A 26,819-nucleotide genomic window follows, 5' to 3' on the forward strand; every position below is an offset into this window, starting at 1 on the left:
GCCTATACGCCTACTCTAGTTCCCTCTTCGTCCGATCCGGTTTCTTGAGAATCTACTGTCTCTAGTTGCGTGGGCGAGATGGGATTCAATCCTTCAACGCCGTTGATAACAACGCCCAGAACCGATACTTCTGCCTCTGTAAACTGGTCGAGTGCTTCGTTTAACAGGCTAGAACGGGTCAGTCCGGGCCGGGTGACGAGAATCAATCCATCGGTGAGCGGCTCGAGTAAGAGGGCGTCGTTGCAGCGCGACAGCGATGGCGTATCGACGATAACCATGTCATAGCGACCCTTTGCATCTTTTAGCAGCAGTTGCAGTTCGCTGGACTCGATAATAGCTGCCGCTCGTCTCTGAGGACCGGGGCTAGGCAAAATATACAAGTTTTCGATCGTCGGCACCAAATTGATCGCCTCGCCGCGATTGGCGTAATAGCGCAAAGGTTCGAGCGCTGCTTCGGGGTCGAGCGTTACTTGCAGGATGCTAGCCTTAGAACGGCTGCGCAAGTCGGCTTCCACTAAAAGTGTCCGCTTGCCAGCTAGTGCCGAAGCGATCGCGAGATTATAGGCCGTAACGGTTTTCCCCTCGTCGCCAGCGATACTGGTGATTAAAATAACCTTACAAGATTCCGAAGCCAAACGGCGAATATTGCTGCGGAATCGCTCGTAGTAGGGCAAATAGGGAGACTCGGCATCCAGTAGAATCGGGCGGCGTCTCTCGCTGCCTTCCTCGATGGGCATCAGCGGCAATTGTCCCAGTACTGGGAATTCTTTATCCGATACCGTATCGCGCAATTCTTGGGGCGTATGCAAGCGATCGTCCACCATTGCCAGCAAGAAGATAACCCCAGCGCCGACTACTAAACCGATACCGGCACCCGCAGCCAGAATCAGCAAGACATTAGCCGCTCTTGGCGTATAAGTACCGGGTGGAGCAACCACGGGTTCTTGCGCGATCGCCAAGCTGCTAGCCGTTTCTGCCTCAGCCGACTGAGCATCGGCCAGAGCAGTAAGAATATTTTGGTAAATTACCCGTTGAAACTCGACATTTTGAACCAAACGCGCTTGCTGCAATTGCTTGTCGGGAAATCTTTCGTATTGCTGTCGCAACTCCTGTTCGGTCTTGACAATCGAGGTAAGTTGATTGAGCAATCCTTCCCGCTGCGTTTGCAGGGCAACTAACTGGTTAGCCAATTGTTGTCTTGCCGGATCGAGATTGCTGTCTTTGCGAATTCGATCGGGTAAGGGTTTTAAAATCCCGTCGCGACCGATTAATTCTTGAGCGCGTTGTTGCAGGAGGGTATTATTGACCACCTGGTCTTTGCGTAGCTTGACGATGGTCGGGTGTTCCGGTCGCAAATCTTGCTCTAAACGCACGAGTTGCAGCTCGTTTTCTAAGATTCTCGCCCGCAGATTGGCAATAATCGGGTCGGCACTCAGCGCAGAAGATGTATAAGCTTGATCTGCCGTCAAGCCTAATTGCTTGGACAGGCTAGCCATTTGACCGTCAATTTCCTGTAGCGCCAGCTGGATTTGTCTTTGTTGTTGCTGAGAGCTTGTAATGCCGCTGAATAAGCTGCCATCTTGAACGGCTAATAAATCCGAGCCTTCTCTAGAAATGTAGCGATAAAATCTCTCTTCGGCTCTGGTGAGATCGTTTTGTACCTGTCCCAATCGTGCCGTGAGGGCTTCGATCCTGCCGCGTAGCTGGGAAGTATTGAGCCAACGGCTGTATTCGACCATCTCCTTCATGAAGGTTTCTAAAATCAAAGTCGCGCGAGTGGGAGATTCGGGATCGGTATATTCGAGCGAGATCGTCTGCGATTGGGCAGTTGCTTGCCCCTCTTTCCCTTCTGACCGTCCTTCGCCAGGAAAGCTAATTTGCAGCCTTTTGTCGCGGATTTCTAAAATCTGGTCGGCGGTTAAGTTCAATTTTTCGGCGACTCTCTGGAGCACTCTAACGGAGAGCAACGCATCTCGATTAATGGTTCGCCCCTGTTCTTGAAGCTGGCTTCCGGTCGCAGTAAACGTTGGTGGCGGAACGCGATAGGCTAATTGTCCTATGGCTTTGTAAGTAGGACGGGGAGGTTGCGGCGGCGGCTGAAAAGCCACAATCCCTGAAACCCCTACTGCCAAAGCAAAAAGTAAAAATCCCAGCCAATTGTATTGTCCAAAAGCAATTAAATAGCGTTTGACAATAGGTGGAGTCGAAGCCATAGCCATCAAATCGAACTTAGTAGTTGCCTCTATTTTAAGTTAATGGTTGTCAGATGAAGGAAATTGAGACGTTTTTTTAAGCGACTAGCTAACGTTTGCCCAAACAAAGCGGGTCAGAAGATAGCGCTTAAAATTAATCAAATCGATTCGGGAGGTCAAAAATAAAGTCAGAAAAACCAAAAACATCTCGAATGGGTTGGGTTATAGTGCGAAAAGCAGAGAGAATCTTGCCGAGCAAGGTACGACTGACGACGATGACATCCTGCTCCTGGAGAGGAATATTTTGAGCGGTGTCTCCCTCGACAGCGCTTGTAGGACTGAGCGTTTGAGTGACTACTCTACCTTTTTCTGGGTCGAAGCGCAACAAAGTGACTTCATCAAAGTTAACTCGCAAGGTATCGGCGGCGGGAAGGCTTGCTACTACGTCCAAGAAAGTGCTGCCGCTAGGTACGTTGAGATTGCGCAAGCTGATTCCTGCTCCATCGAGATTGGGCGCTAGGAGGCGAACGGTAATGCTGGGCTGAACCAGATTGGTACGAGCGAGTAAGTTGCGATCGTAGCCTTGTTCTTGACCAAATTCCAGTCTCGAGACGATCACCGTATCTCCCCCCTGAAGCTGTACGTCTGGCGCTTTTTCTCCTTTGATTAAAGGCGTATACAGATCGACTTTTTCTTCTAAAACCGTTCCATCGACTAAAGAGCGGCGAATGACGATCGATCTGAGATCGGCTTTTGAGGTTGCTCCTCCGGCTGAGAGCAAAATCGATACAAGCGATGTTTGCGGAGGTAGGGTATAAAATCCCGGTCTCACAACTTCTCCCAAGAGAGTCAGTTGAACAGGGCGCGCGGCTACAAGGGTGGCAGCGATCTCCGGTTCTTCTTTAAGAAAGCGACGACTAAGCTCGTAGGCAATTTTGGTTTCCACTTCCTGGAGAGTTAGTCCGACCACGGGAACTTTGCCGAGAATTGGGACAAAAACATTTCCCTCGCTGTCGATAGTTCCTGCAAAATTAAACTCTGGAAAGTCGATTACGTTAACATTAATGCCATCGCCGATCGCCAGTCGATAGGTTCTAAAAGGTCTGGATTCTCTCTCCTCATAGACGGGGGTCGAGTTGGTTTCGGGAGGTAAATCTCCTCGTCTAAAGGTTGGCGAGGGAGAGGGCACGGGAACGGGTTGCGTCGCGTTGGGAAGGGTTGGCAGCGAGTCTTCTGGTGATTGGGACTGGGGCGGCGATGGGGGAGCTTGAGCCAGACAAGCGCTAGCAAACCCAAGCGAGTAAGTTAGCCCGAACAAAAGCGCACCTAAAAGGTACGAACAACGAGAAGCAACGACCTGCAAGCTAACAAGAAAAGTAACCGTCATCCGATGTCGCTGGTGCATGGTTAAAGACATACTCAATTAGAAAGTAGCGATCGCCATCGAGGGAAACAGTATAAAAGAGGAAGGATCAAAAAAGGGTAAAGCTCATCCGGACTCAGTTCGGATTTTCCCGTAGAACGAGTCGCACTAGCAATTTCAGCTTACGGTGAAGCGATTTAAAAAACTTAGGTCTAGCCATCAACTTACTATCAGAAGTCCCTAAAAAGCAGCTTGATTCTGCTTGCTTTGAGAATTTCTTTAGTTGGGGAAAGACAAAAGACCGCATCCCAGCTGAATTCTTAAACCTTAGAAACCCGAAATTTCTAGCCCTTATATTTTCAAAAGACTTCTCTAAATTTCTAAGAAATTGCTGAAGAACTTGAGCGTTAACTGACTTTAATTCTTCATTTTCTTTCTTAGCTTCAGTTAATCTTTTAGCTTGAATCTGGTAACTAGGGAAAGGTTCATCAGGTTTAATTATGTATTCGTGTTCGAAAGAACGAGCATCTATCCTATATTTAGGAGATTGAAGCCAATCTTTCTTTTCTCGCAAAGCATAATTTCATATTTTACGGCAGACAAGCAAGATATGTTCTATATCTTCTAACCGTTTTTGGGTTGGTTTCAAGTTGTATTCATAAGTAAGAGTAGGCATTTTTGACCTCGAACGCATTTTCCTATTTTAAATTCTACAATTGTAGCTGTTAACTGTGTAGATATATAGAGTAGCGTGATGTTTGCTCTTGGCAACAATTCACCAGTCAATAAATTGACCGTCCTCTTGTTGCATTAAACAAAGATAGAATAACCGTTGGTAGCTCTAGATGGATTTTAGGGGCGTGACATACTGTTTGGGAATTGTTAATTGCTTTGGGATCGTGATTGCAGCAGACTCTCGGACTAATGCTGGAGTTGATTATATTTCTGCTTACAAAAAACTCTTCGATTTTTCCGTACCGGGAGAACGGGTGCTTTTGATTTGCTCTTCTGGCAATCTCTCGATGACGCAGGGGGTGATTACTGAATTACGGCGAGATATCCAAAACCACGAGGAAGTGAATCTGCATAATCTTTCCAGTATGTATGATATTGCTCGCTATATCGGTCATAAAAGTCGGCAGATTCAAGATCGCGATCGCCAATGGTTAGAAAGGGATAATATTGATTTTCAGTGTAACTTTCTCTTGGGAGGACAAGTTAAAGGGGAGGAACCCCAGCTTTACTTAATTTACCCCCAAGGAAACTTTATTCAGGCAACCAAAGAAACGCCATTTTTACAAATTGGAGAAACTAAATACGGCAAACCCATTCTCGATCGCACGATTACTTACGATACGCCGCTAGAAGCGGTCGCTAAGTGCGCTCTCCTGTCAATCGACTCGACGATGAAATCTAACATTTCTGTCGGTCCGCCGATTAATTTAGTGATGTACAAAGCCGACAGTTTGGTCGTTCGCCATACCTTAGAGTTGCGCTTGGGAGATCCCTATTTAGCTAAGATGCGCAAGTTATGGGAAGACTTTGTTCGCCAAGCATTTGAAGCAATGCCGAATATAGAATGGCAGCGCGAAACCGAAGCATCCGTAGAAGATATTTTGATTGATTAGTTGTTAGTTATTGGTTATTAGTGAGTGAAAACAATATAAATAATCGCTATCAAGTAACGACTAACTATGAACTACTAACTATCTAACAAATCATATTTTTCTTGAACAATTTTTAATTTTGCTTTAGCTTCTTCAGCATTATCAGCTAAATTGGCAAATTCAATAAAACGCTTTAATTCCTTTCGCAATAAATTGCGTTCGACTTCCCAAATTTTTCGATCTAATTCTGGTGGCATAACGATCGTATCGAATAAGGTTGCATGAGTTTTACCGGGATGGGGACGCAAGATTCTCCCCCGACGCTGAATAAATTGACGGGGATTTCCGGTACTGGCTAAGATGACGGCGTTTTGAATGGCGGGAATATCGACTCCTTCATCCAAACAGCGAATCGCAACTAAACCTTGTAACTCTCCGCTTTCAAATTGTTGCCGCATTTTTTCTCTTTCTTCTAGTGGCGTTTGAGCAGTATAAGTATTAACTCGATAGCCTAATTCTGTCCCTAAAATGCGCGTCACGGCTTCTAATTGACGGCTATAAATCGCAGAAGAAGAATTATCAATATACCCGTCGCCGCAATAAAAAAGTGTATGGCGAGTATGCAAGCGTTTAACCATTAAATTTCGCAAAGCTTTTAATTTATTGGCTGCTGCGCCAACTAAACGCGATCGCTGCATTAATAATGAAGTTAATGTATCATTTTTTTTCCAATCCGCTTCCTTTTCTAATGCCCAACCAATTCGTTGCGTTAATTTGGCATAAGTTAAAGCTTCTGATGGCGTTAATTCTACTAAAATCGGATAGTAATAATAGCGAACTAATGCCCCTTTCTCAATCCCATCGGCAAGCGTAAATTCAGGCTGTAAAATCTCGCCAAAATAATTTAATATGGCTTCCGTTCCATCTTCATCAAAATATCTTTCTGGCGTTGCCGATAGGGCTAGTCGCAGACCAATTTTTCGCGGTAAACTCTCTTCTAAACGAGTCGAACCGAGGTGATGAGCTTCGTCGCCAACAATCAGAGTTTTCTCAGGAAAAAACTTAAGTTGGGATTGGAATCCTTCTCCTGTTAAGGTAAAATTGGTTGTAATAACCGTTAGAAAAGATTGATTTCCACAACGAAGAGTATATAATTGTGAAGACAGTTGACTTTGCCAGTTATGAACGTTTTCAAACGCTAAAATAGGTTTTAAATTAAATTTTTCACATTCTCTTGCCCATTGCGTGACTAGATGGCAATAAGGACAAACTACCAAAAGAACCTGCAAACCAATTTTTTGATATAGTTCGGTTGCGATCGCGAGGGCGACAATGGTTTTTCCACTACCCGTTGCCATTTTCAGCGTTCCTCGCCCTTTGTTACGAAACCAACTAATAATGGCAGTTTGTTGATAGTCTCGCAGTTGGAGATCGGTAGGAATTTTCGGGTATCCTAAGGGTTTAGACTGATAAGATCCTCCCGATTCTGCAACTTTTCGATCTTGATATTCTTGAGCTAACTTTTCCCAGTTTATAGAGGATAACTCAGGAGACTTATGAGACTCATCAATCTGAAGTAACTTTAAGAGCATCTAAACAAGCGAGTAGATGAAAATTTAGTGCGATCGCAGCGGACAATAAATAATTATTATATTGCCATAACTTTGTTGCAGTCATTTTTCTTACCATGTTCGATTCCCAAGCTATCAACGCTGCCGTTGCCAAACTCTACAATACTTATCCATTTCCGCCAGATCCCCTTTCCGACGAACCACCACCGGGATATAACTGGCGCTGGAATTGGGTAGCCGCTTATAATTTCTGCATGGGTCAAAAACCCTTGCGACAAGATATTCGCATTCTCGATGCCGGATGCGGCACGGGTTCGGGAACCGATTATCTAATCTACCTCAATCCAGAAGCGGAGATCGTCGCGATCGATTTGAGCGAAAAAGCGCTGGAAGTGGCAAAAGAACGCTGTCGTCGTTCGGGAGTGCTAGCAAACCGCGTTCGGTCGGTTGAATTTCATCTCCTCAAAGTCGAACAGGCAACTCAATTACCCGGCGAATTCGATTTGATTAACTGCGTTGGCGTGTTGCATCACTTGCCCGATCCCGTCAAGGGAATTCGTGCCCTGGCAGAAAAATTGGCTCCTGGCGGATTGTTGCATGTATTCGTCTATGCTGAGTTAGGACGCTGGGAAATCCAACTCATGCAAAAAGCGATCGCGCTTTTGCAAGGAGTCCGACGGGGGGATTACCGCGATGGCGTGTTTGTCGGTCGTCAAATTTTTGCCTCTTTACCAGAAAATAACCGAATTGTCAAGAGAGAAAAAGAACGTTGGTCGATGGAAAACCATCGGGACGAATCGTTTGCAGATATGTACGTCCATCCCCAAGAAGTCGATTACAACATCGAGACGTTGTTTGAGTTAATTGAGGCTTCTGGGTTAGAATTTATTGGCTTCTCCAATCCCCGATATTGGCAATTGGAAAGATTGCTCGGAAAATCACCAGAGTTGATGGAAAGAGCAAAGCAAATGAGCGATCGCGATCGCTATCGACTGATCGAACTGCTAGATCCCGAAATTACCCACTATGAATTTTTCTTGGGCAAACCACCCTTATTAAAAGCAGATTGGTCGGTTGACGAAACCCTATTAGCAGCCATTCCCGAACGCCATCCTTGTCTGATGGGCTATCCCAGTCAAAATTTACTCGACTGCGACTATCAACCCGTCCGCTTGTCGCAAGCAGAATTTACCTTTTTAGAAGCTTGCGATGCGAATTCATCTCGAAAGCTTACGGTTGGCGAGATTTTAAACACTGTCGAACTCGATTTAGATGCAGTGCGATCGCTCCAACAACGGCAGTTGATTGTTTTGAGCAAATAATTAAATATCAATACCAAGTTGTACTGGAAGTACAAAACGTCGATAGAGATTTAACCATTTATTGCTAGCTACGCTTAAATTTTTACAAGATTTTGGGAACGCTAATAGAGTAGCTAGGAACGACTCTGAATGCAATCTGAATGCAAGATGATTAAGAATGCGAGGCAGTTTCTGCTCAATGAAGTTTTGACTTACTATCGGGAAACAATCGCGCCGGAGCTATATTGTCTTGGAGTTCAGAGCGATCGCTTTATTCCTAAAATAGAAGAACTGGCTCAAGAAATTGCCCCTGAGATCGCTTTATCCGAACATCAGCAAGCACAGTTGTTGGAGCAAATCAGTGAGATTGGGATGGCAATGTTTGAGTGCGATCGCAACAGCGATCTCGAAGCATATAAAATGCGGTTGCAGCAGTATCTCGTTTCTTGTTGCAAGGGAGTTTCTTTATAGATTAAATCGGCAATTTGAGTTACTTTTTGTAAACATGGGACAACGGAAGAATTCCTTTTGGAACGAGTTTGCGAATGGCACTTCTTAAAGCAATATCACCTCTTAACAAAATATCTCTCAGCTTTTGTTCTGGTCTTCCCCTAAAAGCGGTAATATGAAAATACTCTTCTCCATCTATGGAAGTCGGGGAGAAATAGTAATTAGACAAGCAACATCTTTGTCCTTCATGTCTGATTGGACTTACTGAATGAAAAGAAGATCTAGTAGTAATCATTACCACTAATCTGTTGAACTTACTCCAGATAGTTCTAGGTTTACCTTTTAAACCATTATCCCAGAGTTCCAAGTTTCCACCATACTCTAGTTTCCAATTTGGTGTCACGTAGTAGAGTAAGTTTAGTACTCGATAATTACTCCGATCTTTGTCATGAGAGTTATCAATATGAGGATTCAGGAAACAGTCTTTGTCCATCAGACTTATGCCGCCAGCATAAAGATATTTATCAGCTATTAGATCTTTTATCCCTGTAATTTCTGATAATCTAGACACAACTCTAAGATCCTGGAACGCGTAGATAGCTTCCTCTAAAATAGGATTGTATAAATTCATCTGAGCAGCAACATATTTATTTTCTCGCAAGCTTCGTTTGCGAATCATTTCTTCTTTTTTTGGGAAAGCATTGTAAATTTGCAACGCTAATGACTCAGGTAGAACATCATCAACTATAAAACTATTAATCCGACCGTACTGACAGAATTCTTCTATTTTCTCAGAGAAGAGTAGATCGAGTCTTTTAGTAATATAATCGGCAAGTTCTGTTCTATTCATTATTAGTCTCCAGTGAAAATATTGTTAGAAAAATCGCCATCCATGCTTGCCAAAAAAATAGAATGCCGATCTAATAGAGATCAGCATCAATCTAAGAGACTTATACGAACCTTTAGCCCAGTGATGGTAAATCCAAACATCTGGATAAAAAACTGTTCTATATTTCTGTGACATTCTAAGAGTTAGATCGGCATCTTCAAGATACATAAAAATATTTTCATCAAAATAGCCAATTTCATCTAAATATTTTTTACGAAATAGCATGAAACATCCCGATAAATAAAGAACGTCTATTATCCGATTGTAACCAGTATCTTGCATCTCATACCAATTCAGGTAATCTTTAAATAGCCCTTTTAAATATTGTGGAATAAATCTTCTAGCAAATAAGAGAAAAAAAGTAGGATAGCGCTTACAAAGATATTGTAACTCGCCATTAGGATAGTAAATCTTAGGTTGTATGAGACCGATATCTGGATTTTTATCTAAATAGTCAATTAGTTCGATAAGAGTATGCGGCTCGAAATAAACATCAGGATTTAAAATTAAATGATAATCAGAATTTTGAATTTTTGACAATGCCAAATTATGACCTTTACCAAATCCAAGATTTCTTCCGTCTTGATAAAAATAATCGATTTTAAGGTTGCTTAAATTACTAAATATCTCTGATAATTCTGCTGAAGGAGAATTGTCAACCACTATAAGATTTATTTCTAATGGTGTATTAAATAAAGATTCAACCGCCTTAAGAACCATGTTTGGTTCATTTTTATAAAGAACAAGTGATGCACTAAGTCTCATACTTTTGATATAGAAATCACTTAAATAGATATTTTCTTTGCTACGATTACCTTTTGATTATTGATTGAATTGCGATCGCAGTTAATATTACGAATCTCAGCAGAAAAACCGCAATCCTTTAGTCTCTCCACAATATCAGAACCATAATTTCTAAAAGCCAGAACTTGTCCGCGTCCGCGAATTCTGTCTCCGTGATACTCCGGGTCGAGTATATGCTCAATCGTACCATCGGGTTTTTGATAACACCGTTCAACAGTTGTTAAATTATCTGATAAAGGTACGGTGAAAATGAAATATCCGTTTGTTTTTAAAATCCGGCAGACTTCACGAAAGCCTTTTTTATCGTTCGGTACATGTTCAAAAACCTCAGTAGAAGTTACCAAATCGAAAGATTCATCATTAAGAAGAAGATGTTGAACATCTTGACATACTATAGAATTTTTAATTAATCCTGGCGGAACATCGTCAAAATATTCAGAGTAGTAAAAGTTTTTAAATTGGCTTTTGAGGTATTTATACAAAGCACCTCTAGAAGATAGTTCGTAAACAAAAATGCGATCGGAAAAATTTAATGATTTAATGACAAATCCGACTGCTCTATGAATTTTAGTAGATTTACAATTAATACAACGAGTACCAAAGTTATCTTTATTTATCTTAATAACTGGAAACCCACACAAATTACAACTTCCAACGATCATACCGCCATATTTTTTTGTAATTTAGACTTAGTTAATTCGAGAATAAAGCTGAAAGTAATTGCGACACATTTGCTCAACATCAAACTTTTCTTTTACTTTTAACTTTGCTTTTATTACTTTAGTTTTTATCTCATTTAATTTTATTATTTTTTGATTTAAATCATCGATATCGTCAAGCTTAAAAAAGGTTACCTCATCTTCTTCAAACATTTCACGAAATGTAGGAATATCGGAACAGAGGATCGGAATTTCCAAAGCAGCAGCTTCGGTTAATGCTAAAGGACATCCTTCCGAACGAGATGGAAAAATAAACACATCACTATGAATAGCAGTTTCCCAGGGATTCTCTTTATAGCCTACAAAATTGCATCTATTGATTACTCCTAATTCGTTGGCTAGGTTTCGTAAGCGATTTATATCTTTTTCATTACCACCTATAGCTATTAGATAACAATTTTTATTTATTTTTAATAATTTAATTATCTGTTCAACTCCTTTTCTTTTATTGAGAATCGATACTGTCGAGATTTTAAGGTAATCTCTATTTGAGTGATTAGAAATATTATTTTTGTTGAACGTTCTATTAACAATTGGTACTTGAATTCCATTATAGATAGTTTTTGTATTATTAAATCCTAGCTTTTGATAATGCTCTTCCATTGTTTGAGATATACAAACTGCTAAATCCAAGTTGCGGCAGGCAAAATTCCATATATTTCCAAAAATCAAAGCAAATATAAGTCCTCGATCGTAGCTTAATTCTTCTATATGATAACCATGTATTGTCGTAATTGTAGTAGCATTTATTTTATTTTTATTTAAATAAATATATAGGTCTGGTTTTAAACCATGAGAGTGAATAATATTATAGTCATTTAACTCATGACAAAACTCAGTGAATTTGATTTTTTGAACGGGAACCTTGAAATTTAAGATTTTTTCAGAGGGAGAAGTTTCACCAAAGTAAAATACCTTAATCTCACAAGTTTTAGCAAGATTAGTAGCTAATAAAAAAGCAATTCTGGTCATGCCGCTATATTTTAATCTGGGCAAAACATAAGCTATTTTCATAATTAAAAGTTTGTCATTTTTGAATTTGAACCATTAAATTTTACAAAGGTTGTAATATTGAGCCATCTTTTTAAAATTCTAATACAAATTACACAAAAAGAAATTAATTTTTCAACAGAAGATTGTTTTAAGACTTCAACTCTTGCTCTAAATTCCTCCTGCAATGCCAATTTAATATTGGCAGAAAAACCACCAAGTAAAAATAATGCAATAGTTAAATCAAATTGTTTTGGCTCAGATATTTGTGCAAATCTAAGCCAAAGATGATAATCCATTGCACATTTGAAACTTTTGTCAAAACCACCTACTTCTTGAAATAAACTCCTTTCAGCAAAAACTGTTGCATGAGGAATAATATTAGCTAAATGCAAGATTCTTTTACTATACTTGGGTGGATGGTAAAAACTAACAATATCACCTGTGGAGTTTACTAATGCTTGATTACCAAAACACCATCTCCATTTTTCATTTTTATATGATTCAACAATTTGTGACACTATGTCCTGAGAAACAAATCTATCTCCTGCATGAAGATGAGCGATCAGAATACCTGAAGACAAGTTTATTCCTTTGTTCATAGCATCTGCAATTCCTTCGTCTGGTTCGCTAACCCAATAATCTATTTTGTCTTCATATTGTCTAATAACTTCAACAGTTCCATCAGTTGAGCCACCATCTACAATAATATACTCAATATTTTCATAAGACTGACCGATAACTGATTGAACTGTTATTTCCAATAAATCTTTTCTATTAAATACTATAGTTATAATAGAAATTAATGGCTTGGTTTCCGTCGAAAATTTAAATTTATTTTGAGTTTGTAGTCCACCTTCTTTTAAGGGTAGAGTAAGATTTAAGTTTGTGCTTTTCATATTCATATGATAATCTAAAACTAGATCGACATGCTTCTTGGCATCAATGGAAAAATTTTCTCAAAGTGAAAATCTGTAAAGCCCATATCGATCGTATCCTATGACGATAGCATAGACCGAAACCCAAAAAATTGCTACGACTGAAAAAACAATCATTAACTGATGATATTTTTTGGGTATGAGTTCTAAACTAATCAAAATATTAGATATTAAAAGTAATGAATCTGAGATGAAATTTAATCTAGAAGAAATCCAGAAAAGTCTAAAGGCTTCCAGTGCAAATTGAAAAATTACCATAGTAAAACTAAATAAATAAAAAAGCCAGATTTTACTTCTAAAAAAATAGAGCCGATTCCAGACATTTACAGCAATGAAGTATAAAATCATTCCTATAGTAAGCAATCCCATGCTTCCTTCATCTCTCCATCCTGCTTTACCGGAAAATGAAGTGTATGCTTGATACTTTGTATAATATAAAGACTCTTGTCCGGTAAGCCCTGAAATTAGCTCATATCCTAATTCAAAATTAGAAGCCAGCACAAAAACTAAAAGGTAACTGCCTATGACAATCAAGATTTTAGTTATTTTTTTTCTAAAAAAACCACTAATAAATAGTGGAAAGTAAATAGCTGTACTTGAATGAAATAAGAAACCACAAAGATAGATTACTAATGCTCTAAATGGCTTGTTTTTAAATAAGAAACTCATGCCCCAAAAAATAATAGCAGTTGACAGCAGCTGCCTTAACAAATACAAATTAAGCTCTCCACCAACTAGGACAAAACCAAAAAAAAAGCTGATTACTATAGCTTTATTTTTGGGAAGAAAAACTTGAAATAAAAAAGTAACTGCAACCAAAAAAACTATAACAGTAATCCCATGAATTAAAGTTAGTGATAGATTGGCTATTTTAGCCAAATATAATAAGCTTGTATATGCTCCTTCCATTCCCATGAAAGGCTCAAATCCAAATTGTTGGACTGCCTTGTAAATTTTCTCATAGGTTATGATATCGATACTTTCAAGAGATGAAAGAGAGTATTTCAATCCAGCTAAACTATAGGCTAACCAGCATACAAGTTTTGATTGAGTAAATACATAACACAAAACAACAATTAAATACAAGCACTCAAATAAGACAAATGGAGTTTCTGCTTGAAACATGATTAAGGTTGAATTTGTGAGTTTTTGGGGCTACAAAGAAAGCTGACTGAATAAGGATAAATAGCGCTTTGTCTGTAATTCTTGACTGAATTCTTGTTCGACTTTCTTGCGAGCGCGATCGCATAAATTTCTCCATCTTTCCCTATCTTCTAACACCCAAGTAATCCCCTTTGCTAGATCGCTTACTTCATAAGGTCGAGCCAGGTATCCATTTTGCTTGTGTTCTATCATATCGGACATTCCACCAATCTCAAAAGCAACGCAAGGAGTGCCGCAGGCTAAAGCTTCCATAACCGTATTGGGTAAATTGTCTTGAAGTGAAGGAGCAACAAAAACATCTGCTGCCGCATAGACTAAGGATAGAGAAATTTCATCGCTTAATTTTCCTAAGTAGTTAGCCTTAAAACCAAAATTTGGAGGTTCCACGGGTTGGGAAGCGCCAAAACTAACTAGCTCTATTTTCTCTTGCCATTGAGATCGATCGAGTGTTTGCAAAGCTGGCAATAGTAGATGAAAGCCTTTCCGGCGATCGCTCGTTGCATTAACCGCGCCAAACAGTATGATTTGTTTATCTATAGGCAATCCCAGCAGATTTTTAGCTAACTGTTTATCAATTGGCTTATATCTTTGGATGTCTAAACCGTTAGGAATCACTTCTATCCGAAAGTTTTGAAACAGAGAACTCTCTTGAGCGCATTTAGCTAACCAGTTACTAGGCGTGACAATAGCAAGATTACAATTGTTCCAAGCTTTTGCTTTGCGCCGCCAAACCCAACGAGATATATCCCATTTCCTAGTGCTACGTAATTGGGGACAAGCACCGCAGGTTTTAGTGTAGCGATCGCAATCACTACTATAGTGACATCCTCCAGTGAAAGGCCACATATCATGGAGCGTCCAAACAATCGGTTTTTTGAATTTTGCTAGAGTTTCAAGCCGTAGATAGCCTGAGTTAATCCAATGTAAGTTAATAATATCAGGGTTAATTTGAGCTACTTGAGAAGCAATAGTATCTGGAAACCATTGGAGGGAATAAGTAACGCGCTCGCGCCTAGAATATAATCCTAGAGGCAGGAGATCCAAAGAAGGTTTTAATTTAGCCAGTCCTTTTTGGAATTTAGTTGCCGAAGTGATAACAGTCTCTTCGTCACTCAATTTACTTTGTACTAGCATTTGAGAATCGATACCAGTTCTTCGCAGTGCTTGATGAAGTCTGTAAGCTGCTTTGGCTGCCCCTCCTTGCCAGTCATAGGTACTTAGAAGTAAAATTTTCATGGCTTAATCGCTTCCATAAACAAGGAATCTGGTTTGCGAACTTTGCCATCTACTATATCCAAGTTATAGCTATTAAAATCTAAAATTCTGCTCTCATCAGCACGACAAACCCGAATATCTACAAACCCTGCTCGTTCAAGCAATCTTCGTAATGAAAAGCGATCGTACATCCAACGGTGAATTTCACCTGAATTACGAAATAACCCTTCTTCTAGTGCCTGTTTGGCTTCACTACCTGCTACTATAGTGACTAAATATTTAGCAATATTGTTTCGCACTTTTTGGATTAGCCAAAATGAATTTTCCGCTTTCAGTTTCTCCCATAAAGATTTTTTTACTAATTTCCTTGCTACATGGTTTTCTAATTCGTCACCGATCCGAGAGAACACGAAATCTTTGTTGAGAATATTAGGATTGTCCAAAAAACAAGCCATTTGTCCTCCTCTAAAGCTACGAACTACCTGATCGTAAAGCTCTAGCATCATCCAATCATAGTCTAATTCAGCTTCCTTAACACCAGCTTCAACCTGCTCTAAAGCTTTTAAGTATTCTCTAACTATCGCTTCAAGATCGGGAACGACAACTCTAATAACACCTTTTGGTTTAAGGATACGCCAAGACTCAGCTAGCAATTGATTGACTTCTTCTTGTTTGAGGTGTTCGACTACATGAGAACTATAACAAGCATCAAATTCAGCATCAGGATAAGTCAACTTTTTTCGGATATCACATACTTGAACCTCTGGTGAAGAAGAGACTAGATCGATATTTACCCAAGCTGGATGAAATACAGTACCACAACCAATATTTAATAGTTTCATATAATAGTAGATTATTTTGATTGAAATTTTATAGCTTTTATATATCTTTTAAACTTCGATTGAATTAAGTATAGTTTTAAAAAAAAACTGGCTATAGAACCACTGATAAGTGCTGATGCTGGCAGCCAGGCAAAATTACTTTTGTTTTTTCTTAAAATCAATAACTTAATAGCTTCATGGATATGATAATAAGGAGCAATTCTATGATAAATAGTTTCGGTTTGATCTTCGGACAATAAAAAACTACCAAATGTTTGTGCTTCTTCAGGAGTTGGATGCTCGAAAAAAGTAGTCATGAGCAATTCTGATATTCTTAGAAAATAATTAGCTTTGCATAAAGATTTATTTACTTTAAGAGTAAAATTGTCAACCCACTCTTCTAAAACTCTTTGGTATGTTTCTATTCCCCATTCAATTGCTAATTCATTTTGTTTCGACCTTAAAATTGGCCTGTAACTATCACTACTTTTCTCAAATTTTACTGTGCTGCCATGATCGGCAGATACTAATACTTCAATTAAACCTCTGTGAGAGCATAGATAATCTCTTTCTAAAGGTCGATCTGGATCGGAAAAATAAGCTAATAATCGATCGGTAGGATAAGCTTTTAAACGCTGGGATAAGCCAAAATAAAATCCGCACACACCATCTTCCGGGTACATATCCACAGTTGCAAGTAGGTTACTGAGCGATCGCTGAAGCCTTCCATTCCAACCGATATCAACTATCCCAAAAGGTACTCCATCGCCTAATCCTTCTTCACAAAAATAACCAATCGCATTCAATCTATACTCTTTTGCCCTGGCTACAATGCGATCGCATATTTCAACCTTTTGAAATATGCTTTTTAAAGCTTCTCTTTGGCGCTTGTTTAAGTTTGTATTCCAAACCTCTTCTAAAAAGCCATTTTTAACAAGACAATCTTTTATCTCTTCTGGGTTAAGATTAACTCTTTCACAGACTAAATTAACTGATAAAAATAATGTTGGATCGAATATCCAGTCTAGTTCTTTTTCTGTAATTTCTTGAATGGCTGGAAAGTGCCATGCTTGCCGAGAACCGTACAAATATCGACAATCAATCTCATAATTCCAATTATGACAAATAATCTTAGCTATTTTTAGTAAAACTTGACCATCTCTAGCAACGAAATAGAGTCTTTTTCTCCCTAGGCGCTGCGCCTGTTCTAAACACCAATAAACGAAACCAAACAAGATTGGTGCGATCGCACTTGCTGCTGTATCCCAAATAACTTTTTTGTGTAAGCTATTTTCCTGACATTGCAGGCGGGTTAACCTACTCGTTCCAGCTAATAGCGAACGGAATTTTAGAGGCACATCTATTGTCTCGGCTACTAGCTTTTCATAACGGTTTAGGTGAGTTTGAGCGAAATATTTAGTTTGAATACCAAGCTTTTTAGGAACTTTGACATCGGAATATAAATTGTCTCCTATGTGAGTCAACTGATATGGTTTAAGACATTCTTTATCCAAACATAGCTCAAACAGTTTTCGCGAGGCTTTAGTCAATCCCATTTCTGAGGATAAATACAATCGGTCGCCATCTTCCCAAAGCTGATTTTTTTGTAGAAAAAGTTCGATTGCCTCTTTAGGAAGATACATATCTGAAATATAAATTATTCTTTCCCGGCATTGATGAAGTTCTTGAATTCTTTTTTTTATTTCTGGAACAGGACGTAAACTTAAAAGTTCTAAATTTATTTCTTGTTGGATAACTCTGGCAACAGTATCTGGTGACCAATCTAGGTATTCGGCAAGGGGTTTATATATTTCTTCAATAGTTACTTCTTCTGTCACCGATTTTTTCCTGGCTTGTCTTTCAGCTTCCACTCTCAAATTCATCCAAGCTTCTACTGAAATGGTAATTAAGTTTTTTCGCTGGAGTTGGTTACCTAATTCCCAAAACAGGTCTGTGGGTTTAGCCCAGATACGAACTAGGACTGTATCAAAAACATCGAACGAATGAACTACTGTTTTCATAAAGTTTTTTGTTTTTCTGCTGTTGCTAAAAGGTTAAGCGACAGAGGAATGTTTTTTCCTTGTTCCCAGCCTAATTCTGCTATCATTTCCAATCTTCGGAGACTACGAACTAAAAGAAATAGTAACCAATGAAGAAAGGGTTTAACTTTTATCAAACCTTTAAGGCCAGGATTTTTAAAAAATTCAGTCTCATAAATTTCAATTTTCTCAAAACCAGCATTAAATAACAAAAAGTCTAAACTATGTTCTGTAAAGCTAATATGATGAGTCCAGTCAATGTAACGCCATCGGCTCGCTAATCCCGAATTGGCATTAGGAACAGTACAAATTAGTTTCCCCCCCGGTTTCAAAGAAGTTTGAATAGCTTTAACAAATTCTAATTGTTTTTCGTGGGGAATATGCTCGATCACATCCAAGCATAAAATCAATTCATAACTATTGTTTTTTTTGGCTAGATATTCAATAGAATTAGCGACTTTAATAACTTTTATTCCTTTCTCAAGACAAGATTTAACTTGTGCGTCATCAATTTCAATTCCTTTTACATCTAAATATCCCATGTCTTGTAATGCTAGTAAGGCAAACCCCATGCCGCAGCCAATGTCTAATATAGAAAGATTTCTATCAGCAGGTAGAAATCTGGAAAACATACTTTGATAAAAGGATTTCATACTTTGAGTATGCTGGGGTGTATCAGAATGCCATTTTAGATAGTGGCGACTATAGTCGAGTTTTTGGTTCATAATACGGTTTTCCGAATAAATTGTTTAATTTTACTAACTAAACTAAATTCAGAGTCATTCAGAAAGCTTAAGAATTTTTCATCAAATTCTTGATTGGGAATCATATTCAAAGGTTTTACTAGGGGAAAGTCTAGACCTCGAACTGGAATATAAGCAAACTTACTCTTGCCTTTTGTGTGAGTAGCATCCGATCTAAAGCCAATATTCATTACTAGATTGGTTTTGGGAATAATAGAAAGACTTTGATGGGCTACACAACTAAAAGCCCATTGACCATCCCAAGTATCTACAAGACTATGATAATTATCTTCAAAAACTTGATAAACATTTTGCTGTTGGCTACCAAAATATTGAAGATCTTCACTATGCTTATATTTTGACCATAACTTCATTTCAATATCATAATGTTGCCATGCCCTTTTCCAGGTTGCCCATCCCCAAATTGGGACTAATCGAGAGAATAAAAAACTTGATTTCAAATCGCTAATTGGTGTTAGATTAGTTCCAGCAATATGCCAAACTTTTTCTTCGTCTCGATAATAATCGAGCAACTCTTCACAAAAGCGGAAAAAAGTAGGATGGGGAAGACAATCATCTTCGAGGATAATTGCTTCTTCAACTTGACTAAACACCCAATCCAATCCACTCGATACTCTTCGCCTGCATCCTAAATTACTGTCAGAATAATTAGTCAGAACTTGGCAATCCCAATCAACGCGATCGATAATAGCCCTAGCATCAGCACATTTTTTCTCATCATCAGGTTTATCTTTACGAGGACCATCTGCGATTACCAGAAGCTTAAATGGTTTTGCCTGGCGAATAGCTTCAAATACTCTCTTTGTCGTATCTGGTCTATTAAATATCAGGAAGGCGACAGGTGTTCTCATTGCTAAATTTTGATCAAAAGTAATTAAACTACGATATCCATGTTTTTAGATATGCAATTTAATTTTTTTATGGATTGCTACTATATTTTGAAAAGCATAAATTTCACAAAAGAGTGGATGGTATTTTTCTAATGGAACTATTCCGTCAGGAAGCATTCTAAACAATGTATATTCAGACAATATTTCATAAAAATCTTTAAAAAAACTTCTACTAACAACATTCATTTCATTAAACTCAAATTGAATTATTTCAACAAGATTATTTTTTATTGCTTCATGAAGTCCCTCTAGAACGCCGTATTCATTACCTTCAACATCAATTTTAATAAGATTGATTTTTTTAATATTTTGCTCTTTGATAAAGCTATCCAAATTAATAATATCTATTTCATGCTCAATAAATTTGCTGCCATGAATGTCTGTTATAACTTCATGAAAAAGAGAAGCATGCTGCGATCCATTTGATTTCTCGTAATCATATAATTTTAATTTTGCTTTTTCTTTGCCACAGGCTAAATTGAAAGCACAATAATTATGTAATTTTGCATTCTTTTCTAGAATTTTAAAAGTCTTAGGATGAGGTTCAAAAGCAAAAAGCTGTATATCTGGTCTTATTTTTTTGATTGAATTTGAATACTCTCCTATGTTGGCTCCTATATCTAGGACAACTGCATTCTTGTCAAGATTTTTTACAACTGTTGCTAGAAAATTATACTCTCCACTAACTCGCTTGTTTTCATAATTTAAAATACCTAAACCATTTAAGCTTAGTTGATATAGAATTTTATTTAAACGATAGAATTTTTTTCTTGCAAACACCCATCTTAATAAAATCCAAATTTTTTGTTTAATTTTACTTTTCAACATAATGACATTTTTTTATACTATATATTTTTTTAACTGACTGAGGTAGGTTAAATTTTTAGAGATTCGTAGCGGCACAAATAAAGCCTTAGTTAGCATCCAGCCAGTTTTAAAGGTAAAAGGACAAATAAGACACAAGACATGAGAAGCAATGGCATAAGATATGATGGTTGCTATTGCTGCTCCCACACCACCATAAGATGGGATTAATAAAAAATTTAATACGATATTAGTTCCAGCTCCCAATGATGTTGATATAGCGCTAAACTTCGTCAAGTTTTCTGCCATCCACCATTGGCTAACAGCAACACCTAAAAATACAAACGGTCCCGCCCAGATGTGCAAAGATAAAATCTCTCCTGCTCTTCTGTAAGGCTCGCCTAACAAGGTAGTCATCAAAATTTCTGAGCCAAATGTCATCGGTATTGCCACCAATAATGAAATCCATGCCATTAAATCGTATAGTTGTTGTAATTTAAAATAATATTCGTGCTGACTTCTGATTTTTGCCCGAAGAATTGCTGGAAATACAGAAGAGCAAATCACCATTGGAATAAAATACCAAACTTCTGATAATCTCACTGCTGCTGCATAATTCCCCACCTCTTCATTGCTTGTTATATTACCTAGCATTACTTGATCGATTTTCATATAAAGAGCAATCGTTAGACCGGAAAAGATAAGCGGCCATGAATCTTTAAGCATTTCTATAGCTTTTGACCAGTTGAATTTCCAGCTTAAAATCGATCGATCGCTCTTTGTATAAATCCAAATCATCCCAATTGCCTTTAAGATAACATCTGCCAAAATCAACCAAACAAATGCTATCAAAGGAAGTCCAAGTACGATAAATAATATCCGAGCTAATGAACTTAAAATTAGTTGAAAGCTTCTCGTTATTGCGATTGCACCTGACTTGACTTTTGACTGAAACCAATAATCAATCGCATCAAAAGAACTAAATAATAATCCAACAGCAATAATGAGAATTATCCAACGAAGTTGAGAATCATGGTTGAAAGTGAAGGCAGCACAGCCAACCAAGACAATCGTCACTGAACTACCAATAAGCTTCAGTACAAAAGCCGTACCTAATATTTCTTGAGTTGACTCTTCTTTTTGGACTAAATTGCGGATTACGATTCCATCCAACCCTAACTTAGCAATTGCCTCAAATAAACTCACAAAGCTAACACCGTAACTGAGTTTGCCGAAGCTTTCCGTTCCAAGATATCGGATCGTATAAACCCCCACAAATAAAGACATTACCATCGTAAAGATTTTTTCTACCGATAGCCATCCTATATTCCCAATCACCTTGCGTAACTCAGGGCTAAGCTTTTGATTGACCTGAGCCAATTTTTTAAACATCACACTTTGCTACAGCTACCATCAGTCTCGCTAATTCTAATTCTTGTTACTAGCAGAGAGTATATTTGCATAGCATTATGTCTGTCAAGATTGAATGACTTTTATTAAAAATTAACAGATTAGCTGATAACACACTTTGTTCCGAACCTTTCCATATTGACGTAATGGAATCCAGGACGACGCAACAAATCCGCTAGCGCGATCGATCGCAATCCTAAAAAACTACCTAACTCATTCAACTGAAAGACCTAATACTACTGCTATTTGTTTCACGCTTAATTCCAATTTTGGCTTGGTTGCATTAGGGCATTCGCCGAATACGAGATAATAAAAACAACCCCCCAGGGGGAACTAGGGGACAGGCACAATTCTTGACCTAATTGAAGTGTAACTCTCATGAGCCTAACCATCGAACAAGACTTAAAAGAATACTTGGACAGATTTGAGCAAAAGCTAGATAAGCTTGAGCAAAAAATAGACAAGGTTGATGAAAAGGTAGATAAATTAAACATCGATATGGCAACGGTGAAAACCAAGATCGATGGACTCGACAAACGAATGGAAAATCAAGAATTCCTGAGTCGAGGAGTATTAATTGGTTTGATCGTCGCTATTCTCGGTGGACTTGCTAAGCTGTTCGGACTCATCGGTAATCCTTAATATCCATTGTGACTCTTCTTTTTCGACGCGATCGCTACGGGAAATCGGCTAATATATAACTTACTACTTATATAAGACCATTTCTAAAAAAGAACGCTACAGATGCTCAAGGAAAAAGCCTTACACACAGAACTGCTGACTAATTGCCAACCGACGCGGATTCTCACGAAGTGGAGGAGCATCGGCGAATTGGTAGAAGATATTTCGCTTACTGAACCTAGAATGACAAAATAGACTTTTGGGATGTTCTCTTAGGTGGCGAGAACGACATAACTAGGCAAGCGTGCGTTCTACTACTCAACCACACAGGAAAATCTGAATCCTCTAATTCGTTAGAACGCTTAACGTTTACGGACAACAGCTTAGATATCGAGAATACTGAAACCAGAAAATTTGATTGAGTTTTGTGTAAATAGCAACCAAATTACTGGCAAAACCATCTAAAATCAAATTAGGGTTAAGTAAAGTTTAATAAACCATTAACCCATTACATCACCGAGGTATTAGTCAATGGAAGATGTAGAAACATCCCGCTCAAAAGGTGGGTTTGAAGTTCTGCACGCTGTTGCCAACCGTGTCCGCCTCCGTGCTGTAGACGCAAAGGCTAAAGCAGAATTAAATAATGTAGCGCAACATCTACGACAGCAAAACGGAGTTCGATCTGTCAGAACAAATGAACAAATAGGGAGTTTGAGCGTTACATTTGAACCAAGCAAACAAACATTATCACAACTCAAGGAAGCCCTTCAACCCTTTTGTGTTTCCCAAGCGCGAACCGGGTCAGAGAACTTTCCCTGTGAAGCTTTATCGCAAGCTTTTACAGGATTGCGATCGCTCGTTCCCCCTGTCGTCGGACTGATGACGACGAGAGGATTGGGAGTGTATGGCTGGCAAGCAATTGCTACCTATTTAATCGCCACAAACTTGACTCGCGAAGCGATCGAAGGCTTCGATCGCGAATGGCCTGCCAAAGAACGAGAAAAGTCCTCTAGCGCCTACAAAGTCATTCATCAGATTCCCGGACGGATTCGCTTGCACATTCCTCGCATTGCTTGGGATCGCAACTATGTTGGCCAACTCGATCGCCTAGCCGCAGCAGACAAGAGAATTAAAAGCCTGCGCGTTAATCCCGCTACTGCCACGGTAGTCATCGACTACCGTGCCGATACCTCCTTCGATGCATCTGCATTCCTGTCTCAGATTCGGTTTGCTCGCCGGCAAAATCCTACGGCGTCGGTAGAAGAAAAGTCAGACGATCGCTCCTTCGAGCATAGCAAGATTGATGAGTCTCCTGAGTCGAACCCGACCCCAGAAGCAACTGAAGCAATCGCATCAACAGCATCAATCTCAGAACCCCCAAGGCAGCAACGTTAGAAACGACAAGTCCTTGGTCGCAGTTTAAGTTTAGTGCGCTGACGCTAATGCTGCAATCGATGGCAAATATGCCTCTCAAACCAGCTTTAGTGTTTATTTAAATCGTTTTGAAAATAAAAAAGGGGGTGAGATGGTTTAATAGCAACGAACTCAACGACTCCGCTGCCTTAGCTGATGCAGACGTGTCCGTATCCTTACGACGGTGTTGATGGCGGGGTTTTGTCGAGGCGATCGCCATTGCCCATTATGCCAAACCAATTGTCTACCAAAATGTGGGAATTGTCGCGGTTCACAACCTTTCTGGATGAGCGATCGCCACTACCGTAAGACTCAACCCAATGGCAGCAACTTCGATCGACAATGATAGATCGAGCGCGATCGCGGGAATGGTCTGTGCGCAGCGTTTAACCGTCACTAAGAAATCAATTGGAGGTGTATTATGGCTTTTTTGAAACTCGATGTCGGCGATCTTGTAGAAGACTTCGGCCTTCCCGGTCTCGTTATTGGTGCTGGTGTATTACTTCTTGCCCCGATTGCCGGGCCTGCTTGGACAAAGGTGGGTAAACCCATTGCTAAAACAGCGATCAAAGGGGGAATTGTTGCCTATGAAAAAAGCAAAGGGATTTTTTCAGAAGTACGAGAAGCTTTTGAAGACATCGTTGCCGAAAGTCAAGCCGAACTCGCTGAAGAAGCCGAGCAAAAGACCATAACAGTCGAAGCTCACTCGGAAGCTGGTTAATTTCAGTCCGCCAGGAACTTCAGTTCCTGGCTCATAGCTTAAGTCCTCTTAAGTGGACTTTGGTGATTAGCCCAGAAATTGATTTCTGGGCGTTTTAGTGCTTAAGGTGCAATATTTGCGTCTGTTGTTTCTCCCTAGAGAAACTAATCAAATTCATCTTGACTGACAAATCTTTGCCCCTCATCCCTAAATCCCTTCTCCCACAAGGGGCGAAGGGACTTTAGTCCAAAGTTTTGAGTTGAAAGCTCCTCTCCCGCTCTGGGAGAGGGGTTGGGGTGAGGGCGATTTGAGTTTTGTCACTCAACTAGGGTTTGGCCAGCGGTGGCAGTGGTTCGGGTCGTACTGTTACTTGCACTGCCTGCCCGTTGCGCAATACTTCAATTGGCAAGTTGTTACCTACGCCATTTTGCTCAAGAGTTTGTATAAGCTCGTCAGCATTAGTCACGGGACGATTGCCGACCGATTGGATGACATCTCCTGCTCGCAGTCCGGCTCTAGCGGCTGGAGAATTAGGGACGACGCGGGCAATCAGAAGACCTCTATCCGCCTCGATGCGGATATCGCTGTTGGGAGCGCTGTTGATTTGTTGTTTTAGTTCGGGTGTTATCGGTAACATCTCTATTCCTAAATAAGGATGTTCCGCTTTCCCTGTCGAGATTATCTCTTGGGCTATTCTTTGAGCGGTGTTGATTGGAATAGCGAAGCCGATCCCTTGTGCGCCGCCAATAATCGCCGTGTTGATGCCAATGACTTGTCCGCGAGCATTGAGCAATGGGCCGCCGGAGTTTCCAGGATTAATAGCGGCATCGGTTTGAATAAAGCCAATCCGTCCGTCGGAAATCCCTAGAGCGCTAGCAGAGCGTTCTGTTGCACTGACAACGCCGACTGTGACAGTTTCTTGCAATCCCAAAGGATTGCCGATCGCGATCGCCCACTGTCCCGGTCGTACAGAATCGGAATTAGCTAATTCTACTACTGGCAGATTATCGCCAGGAATTTGCACGACGGCAATATCGGTTACGGGGTCTTTTCCCAGCACTTTGCCATCAACCGTGCGACCGTCGGAAAACGTTACCGTTACTGTATCGGCATCGCTGACAACATGAGCATTCGTGAGAATTTGACCCTGGGAATTAATGATAAAGCCAGAGCCAATACCGCGCACCACTCTCTCTTGAGTCTGCGTGGGAAATCTGTCTCCAAAAAATCGCCTGAAGAAGGGATCGTTAAATTCTTCCGGCAGCGACGGGACTTGAGTTCTGACAGTTCGGGAAGTATTAATTTGAACCACCGCCGGTTGTACTTTTTCGACAACTGCAACCACAAAGTTAGTATCGTCAGCCGTTGGTGCTAGAGAACGAGCGCTTTGATTTTCTGACTGATCGACCGTTGGAGAGGGAGCGATCGCCGGACGATTTTCTCTTCCCCAATCTATCGTGCAACCGCTCAAACTTCCTACTGCGATGCTAAGCAAAGGTAGCAGTAAGTAAGTTATTGGTTTGTTCATAATCTTTTTTGTTAATACCAATAAATATTAATTTCTTCTTCTTGAAGTAATTATAACTATTTAGCCAATTTTTTAGCTATCTTGAGAAATCTTTTTTAATCTTGCGATCGCATCCAGGGTCAATCAAAATAAATGCGATAAATATCTTCATAAAAATAGGCGATCGATCGAAAACAAAATATTTTTACCCATAAGAATTTGGTTTTTCCTACTTTTGAGAAACTTTCAATTCATTCTTTAGATAGAGGCTAGATCGAAGTTTGTGAGATAAATTAGTCCCTAGAAATAGAGCGGGCGAAGAAATCATGATTGATGATAGCGATCTGACCGGTGTTTCTAGCCGAACGACCTACCGAGATTAAAGAATGAAAAATAAGAATTATGAAACGAAAATTGGTAAAAAACTTAGTCTATCTGGCTCCCTCTACAGCAGCTCTAACACTTGTCGCTGGCTGCGATTTTCCAGAAAAAGAATATGAAGAAGACGATCGCTATAGTATCGTCTCAGAGATTTAAAAAATTTTAGAATTTTGATGCCTAAATTTTCAAGAATTTATGCATAAAAAAGCCAATATTAAATGAAAACGGATATTAGTATCTCTGTCTGCTGCAAGCCAACCTAACTA

Annotated in this window: 26 protein-coding genes; 7 read left to right on the plus strand and 19 right to left on the minus strand. The window is 39.6% G+C overall.

All coding sequences use genetic code 11. From position 1 onward, the window contains the following. Positions 1-2: 2 nt before the first annotated feature. The 3 genes from NIES593_RS08965 to NIES593_RS08975 all read right to left on the minus strand — a co-directional run bounded on the left by NIES593_RS08965 (position 3) and on the right by NIES593_RS08975 (position 4,129). Positions 3-2,213, minus strand: a complete 2,211-nt coding sequence (locus NIES593_RS08965) for a GumC family protein (RefSeq protein ID WP_073599335.1) — start codon at positions 2,211-2,213, stop codon at positions 3-5. 133 nt (positions 2,214-2,346) lie between these two features. Beyond that, positions 2,347-3,609 carry a polysaccharide biosynthesis/export family protein gene (locus NIES593_RS08970; protein ID WP_139253661.1) on the minus strand — a complete coding sequence of 421 codons (1,263 nt, stop codon included), beginning with the start codon at positions 3,607-3,609 and terminating at the stop codon, positions 2,347-2,349. Positions 3,610-3,691: 82 nt separating this feature from the next. Then, the gene (locus NIES593_RS08975; RefSeq protein ID WP_073599250.1) at positions 3,692-4,129 is read right to left on the minus strand and encodes a hypothetical protein; all 438 of its coding nucleotides are present in this window, start codon (positions 4,127-4,129) and stop codon (positions 3,692-3,694) included. A 286-nt stretch (positions 4,130-4,415) separates the two neighbouring features. Between NIES593_RS08975 and NIES593_RS08980 the strand changes: the two genes are divergently transcribed. Beyond that, complete coding sequence (locus NIES593_RS08980; RefSeq protein WP_073599337.1) at positions 4,416-5,183, plus strand: proteasome-type protease; 768 nt, start codon at positions 4,416-4,418, stop codon at positions 5,181-5,183. Between the two features lie 74 nt (positions 5,184-5,257). Here NIES593_RS08980 and NIES593_RS08985 read toward each other — a convergent pair whose 3' ends face one another. Beyond that, positions 5,258-6,754, minus strand: coding sequence for a DNA phosphorothioation system restriction enzyme (locus NIES593_RS08985; RefSeq protein ID WP_073599251.1), 1,497 nt, complete (start codon positions 6,752-6,754; stop codon positions 5,258-5,260). Between the two features lie 95 nt (positions 6,755-6,849). Here NIES593_RS08985 and NIES593_RS08990 point away from each other — a divergent pair, with 95 nt between their 5' ends. After that, a complete protein-coding gene (locus tag NIES593_RS08990) occupies positions 6,850-8,055 on the plus strand; it encodes a class I SAM-dependent methyltransferase (RefSeq protein ID WP_073599252.1) in 1,206 nt (401 codons plus the stop codon). Positions 8,056-8,184: 129 nt separating this feature from the next. Then, positions 8,185-8,505, plus strand: a complete 321-nt coding sequence (locus NIES593_RS08995; RefSeq protein WP_073599253.1) for a hypothetical protein — start codon at positions 8,185-8,187, stop codon at positions 8,503-8,505. Positions 8,506-8,524: 19 nt separating this feature from the next. On the opposite strand, the gene NIES593_RS09000 is transcribed toward NIES593_RS08995, so the two are convergent. From NIES593_RS09000 to NIES593_RS09060, 13 genes are read right to left on the minus strand one after another with little or no spacing between them, the layout of a single operon-like run. Further along, positions 8,525-9,334, minus strand: a complete 810-nt coding sequence (locus tag NIES593_RS09000; RefSeq protein WP_073599254.1) for a 2OG-Fe(II) oxygenase — start codon at positions 9,332-9,334, stop codon at positions 8,525-8,527. Positions 9,335-9,358: 24 nt separating this feature from the next. Continuing rightward, on the minus strand, positions 9,359-10,138 hold the full coding sequence (locus NIES593_RS09005; RefSeq protein WP_073599255.1) for a glycosyltransferase family 2 protein: 780 nt from the start codon (positions 10,136-10,138) through the stop codon (positions 9,359-9,361). A gap of 20 nt (positions 10,139-10,158) precedes the next feature. Continuing rightward, positions 10,159-10,839 carry a class I SAM-dependent methyltransferase gene (locus NIES593_RS09010; protein ID WP_073599256.1) on the minus strand — a complete coding sequence of 227 codons (681 nt, stop codon included), beginning with the start codon at positions 10,837-10,839 and terminating at the stop codon, positions 10,159-10,161. A 27-nt stretch (positions 10,840-10,866) separates the two neighbouring features. Beyond that, the gene (locus NIES593_RS09015) at positions 10,867-11,910 is read right to left on the minus strand and encodes a glycosyltransferase family 4 protein (RefSeq protein WP_073599257.1); all 1,044 of its coding nucleotides are present in this window, start codon (positions 11,908-11,910) and stop codon (positions 10,867-10,869) included. Positions 11,911-11,912: 2 nt separating this feature from the next. Next, positions 11,913-12,785 carry a glycosyltransferase family 2 protein gene (locus tag NIES593_RS09020; protein WP_245817382.1) on the minus strand — a complete coding sequence of 291 codons (873 nt, stop codon included), beginning with the start codon at positions 12,783-12,785 and terminating at the stop codon, positions 11,913-11,915. Positions 12,786-12,845: 60 nt separating this feature from the next. Then, the gene (locus tag NIES593_RS09025) at positions 12,846-13,949 is read right to left on the minus strand and encodes an EpsG family protein (protein WP_073599259.1); all 1,104 of its coding nucleotides are present in this window, start codon (positions 13,947-13,949) and stop codon (positions 12,846-12,848) included. A gap of 30 nt (positions 13,950-13,979) precedes the next feature. Then, positions 13,980-15,224, minus strand: coding sequence for a glycosyltransferase family 4 protein (locus NIES593_RS09030; RefSeq protein ID WP_073599260.1), 1,245 nt, complete (start codon positions 15,222-15,224; stop codon positions 13,980-13,982). Further along, on the minus strand, positions 15,221-16,045 hold the full coding sequence (locus NIES593_RS09035) for a methyltransferase domain-containing protein (RefSeq protein WP_073599261.1): 825 nt from the start codon (positions 16,043-16,045) through the stop codon (positions 15,221-15,223). Before NIES593_RS09035 ends, NIES593_RS09030 begins: the two co-directional genes overlap by 4 nt. 11 nt (positions 16,046-16,056) lie before the next feature. Further along, entirely contained in the window at positions 16,057-18,045 is a 1,989-nt protein-coding gene (locus NIES593_RS09040; protein ID WP_073599262.1) for an HAD family hydrolase, read from the minus strand. Continuing rightward, positions 18,042-18,788, minus strand: a complete 747-nt coding sequence (locus NIES593_RS09045) for a class I SAM-dependent methyltransferase (RefSeq protein WP_073599263.1) — start codon at positions 18,786-18,788, stop codon at positions 18,042-18,044. The genes NIES593_RS09040 and NIES593_RS09045 overlap by 4 nt, the downstream gene beginning before the upstream one ends. After that, positions 18,785-19,678: a glycosyltransferase family 2 protein gene (locus tag NIES593_RS09050; RefSeq protein WP_073599264.1), complete on the minus strand. Its 894-nt coding sequence runs from the start codon at positions 19,676-19,678 to the stop codon at positions 18,785-18,787. Before NIES593_RS09050 ends, NIES593_RS09045 begins: the two co-directional genes overlap by 4 nt. A gap of 45 nt (positions 19,679-19,723) precedes the next feature. Beyond that, positions 19,724-20,545: an FkbM family methyltransferase gene (locus NIES593_RS09055; protein ID WP_083602396.1), complete on the minus strand. Its 822-nt coding sequence runs from the start codon at positions 20,543-20,545 to the stop codon at positions 19,724-19,726. Between the two features lie 12 nt (positions 20,546-20,557). After that, the gene (locus tag NIES593_RS09060) at positions 20,558-21,913 is read right to left on the minus strand and encodes a flippase (protein WP_073599265.1); all 1,356 of its coding nucleotides are present in this window, start codon (positions 21,911-21,913) and stop codon (positions 20,558-20,560) included. Positions 21,914-22,309: 396 nt separating this feature from the next. Between NIES593_RS09060 and NIES593_RS09065 the strand changes: the two genes are divergently transcribed. Next, positions 22,310-22,573: a hemolytic enterotoxin gene (locus NIES593_RS09065; protein ID WP_073599266.1), complete on the plus strand. Its 264-nt coding sequence runs from the start codon at positions 22,310-22,312 to the stop codon at positions 22,571-22,573. A gap of 510 nt (positions 22,574-23,083) precedes the next feature. Continuing rightward, entirely contained in the window at positions 23,084-23,947 is an 864-nt protein-coding gene (locus tag NIES593_RS09070; protein WP_073599267.1) for a hypothetical protein, read from the plus strand. Positions 23,948-24,236: 289 nt separating this feature from the next. Here the strand turns inward: NIES593_RS09070 and NIES593_RS25150 are convergent, their stop codons facing one another. Then, entirely contained in the window at positions 24,237-24,362 is a 126-nt protein-coding gene (locus NIES593_RS25150; RefSeq protein WP_281250715.1) for a hypothetical protein, read from the minus strand. A 24-nt stretch (positions 24,363-24,386) separates the two neighbouring features. On the opposite strand from NIES593_RS25150, the gene NIES593_RS09075 reads away from it, so the two are divergent. Next, positions 24,387-24,686 (plus strand): DUF5132 domain-containing protein, encoded by a 300-nt coding sequence (locus tag NIES593_RS09075; RefSeq protein WP_073599268.1) that lies wholly within the window; start codon positions 24,387-24,389, stop codon positions 24,684-24,686. A gap of 304 nt (positions 24,687-24,990) precedes the next feature. Here NIES593_RS09075 and NIES593_RS09080 read toward each other — a convergent pair whose 3' ends face one another. Further along, entirely contained in the window at positions 24,991-26,193 is a 1,203-nt protein-coding gene (locus NIES593_RS09080; protein ID WP_073599269.1) for an HhoA/HhoB/HtrA family serine endopeptidase, read from the minus strand. A 381-nt stretch (positions 26,194-26,574) separates the two neighbouring features. Between NIES593_RS09080 and NIES593_RS25155 the strand changes: the two genes are divergently transcribed. Then, entirely contained in the window at positions 26,575-26,709 is a 135-nt protein-coding gene (locus NIES593_RS25155; protein ID WP_281250716.1) for a hypothetical protein, read from the plus strand. Positions 26,710-26,819: the final 110 nt, after the last annotated feature.

Source organism: Hydrococcus rivularis NIES-593 (assembly GCF_001904635.1).
Classification (GTDB): domain Bacteria; phylum Cyanobacteriota; class Cyanobacteriia; order Cyanobacteriales; family Microcystaceae; genus Hydrococcus; species Hydrococcus rivularis.

Excerpts from the sequence above, each read along its gene's own strand:
- NIES593_RS08965 (WP_073599335.1), bottom strand. The coding sequence starts at position 2,213 with ATGGCTTCGACTCCACCTATTGTCAAACGCTATTTAATTGCTTTTGGA.
- NIES593_RS08970 (WP_139253661.1), bottom strand. The coding sequence starts at position 3,609 with ATGTCTTTAACCATGCACCAGCGACATCGGATGACGGTTACTTTTCTT.
- NIES593_RS08985 (WP_073599251.1), bottom strand. The coding sequence starts at position 6,754 with ATGCTCTTAAAGTTACTTCAGATTGATGAGTCTCATAAGTCTCCTGAG.
- NIES593_RS08990 (WP_073599252.1), top strand. The coding sequence starts at position 6,850 with ATGTTCGATTCCCAAGCTATCAACGCTGCCGTTGCCAAACTCTACAAT.
- NIES593_RS08995 (WP_073599253.1), top strand. The coding sequence starts at position 8,185 with ATGCAATCTGAATGCAAGATGATTAAGAATGCGAGGCAGTTTCTGCTC.
- NIES593_RS09000 (WP_073599254.1), bottom strand. The coding sequence starts at position 9,334 with ATGAATAGAACAGAACTTGCCGATTATATTACTAAAAGACTCGATCTA.
- NIES593_RS09005 (WP_073599255.1), bottom strand. The coding sequence starts at position 10,138 with ATGAGACTTAGTGCATCACTTGTTCTTTATAAAAATGAACCAAACATG.
- NIES593_RS09010 (WP_073599256.1), bottom strand. The coding sequence starts at position 10,839 with ATGATCGTTGGAAGTTGTAATTTGTGTGGGTTTCCAGTTATTAAGATA.
- NIES593_RS09015 (WP_073599257.1), bottom strand. The coding sequence starts at position 11,910 with ATGAAAATAGCTTATGTTTTGCCCAGATTAAAATATAGCGGCATGACC.
- NIES593_RS09020 (WP_245817382.1), bottom strand. The coding sequence starts at position 12,785 with ATGAAAAGCACAAACTTAAATCTTACTCTACCCTTAAAAGAAGGTGGA.
- NIES593_RS09025 (WP_073599259.1), bottom strand. The coding sequence starts at position 13,949 with ATGTTTCAAGCAGAAACTCCATTTGTCTTATTTGAGTGCTTGTATTTA.
- NIES593_RS09030 (WP_073599260.1), bottom strand. The coding sequence starts at position 15,224 with ATGAAAATTTTACTTCTAAGTACCTATGACTGGCAAGGAGGGGCAGCC.
- NIES593_RS09035 (WP_073599261.1), bottom strand. The coding sequence starts at position 16,045 with ATGAAACTATTAAATATTGGTTGTGGTACTGTATTTCATCCAGCTTGG.
- NIES593_RS09040 (WP_073599262.1), bottom strand. The coding sequence starts at position 18,045 with ATGAAAACAGTAGTTCATTCGTTCGATGTTTTTGATACAGTCCTAGTT.
- NIES593_RS09045 (WP_073599263.1), bottom strand. The coding sequence starts at position 18,788 with ATGAACCAAAAACTCGACTATAGTCGCCACTATCTAAAATGGCATTCT.
- NIES593_RS09050 (WP_073599264.1), bottom strand. The coding sequence starts at position 19,678 with ATGAGAACACCTGTCGCCTTCCTGATATTTAATAGACCAGATACGACA.
- NIES593_RS09055 (WP_083602396.1), bottom strand. The coding sequence starts at position 20,545 with ATGTTGAAAAGTAAAATTAAACAAAAAATTTGGATTTTATTAAGATGG.
- NIES593_RS09060 (WP_073599265.1), bottom strand. The coding sequence starts at position 21,913 with ATGTTTAAAAAATTGGCTCAGGTCAATCAAAAGCTTAGCCCTGAGTTA.
- NIES593_RS09065 (WP_073599266.1), top strand. The coding sequence starts at position 22,310 with ATGAGCCTAACCATCGAACAAGACTTAAAAGAATACTTGGACAGATTT.
- NIES593_RS09070 (WP_073599267.1), top strand. The coding sequence starts at position 23,084 with ATGGAAGATGTAGAAACATCCCGCTCAAAAGGTGGGTTTGAAGTTCTG.
- NIES593_RS09075 (WP_073599268.1), top strand. The coding sequence starts at position 24,387 with ATGGCTTTTTTGAAACTCGATGTCGGCGATCTTGTAGAAGACTTCGGC.
- NIES593_RS09080 (WP_073599269.1), bottom strand. The coding sequence starts at position 26,193 with ATGAACAAACCAATAACTTACTTACTGCTACCTTTGCTTAGCATCGCA.
- NIES593_RS25155 (WP_281250716.1), top strand. The coding sequence starts at position 26,575 with ATGAAACGAAAATTGGTAAAAAACTTAGTCTATCTGGCTCCCTCTACA.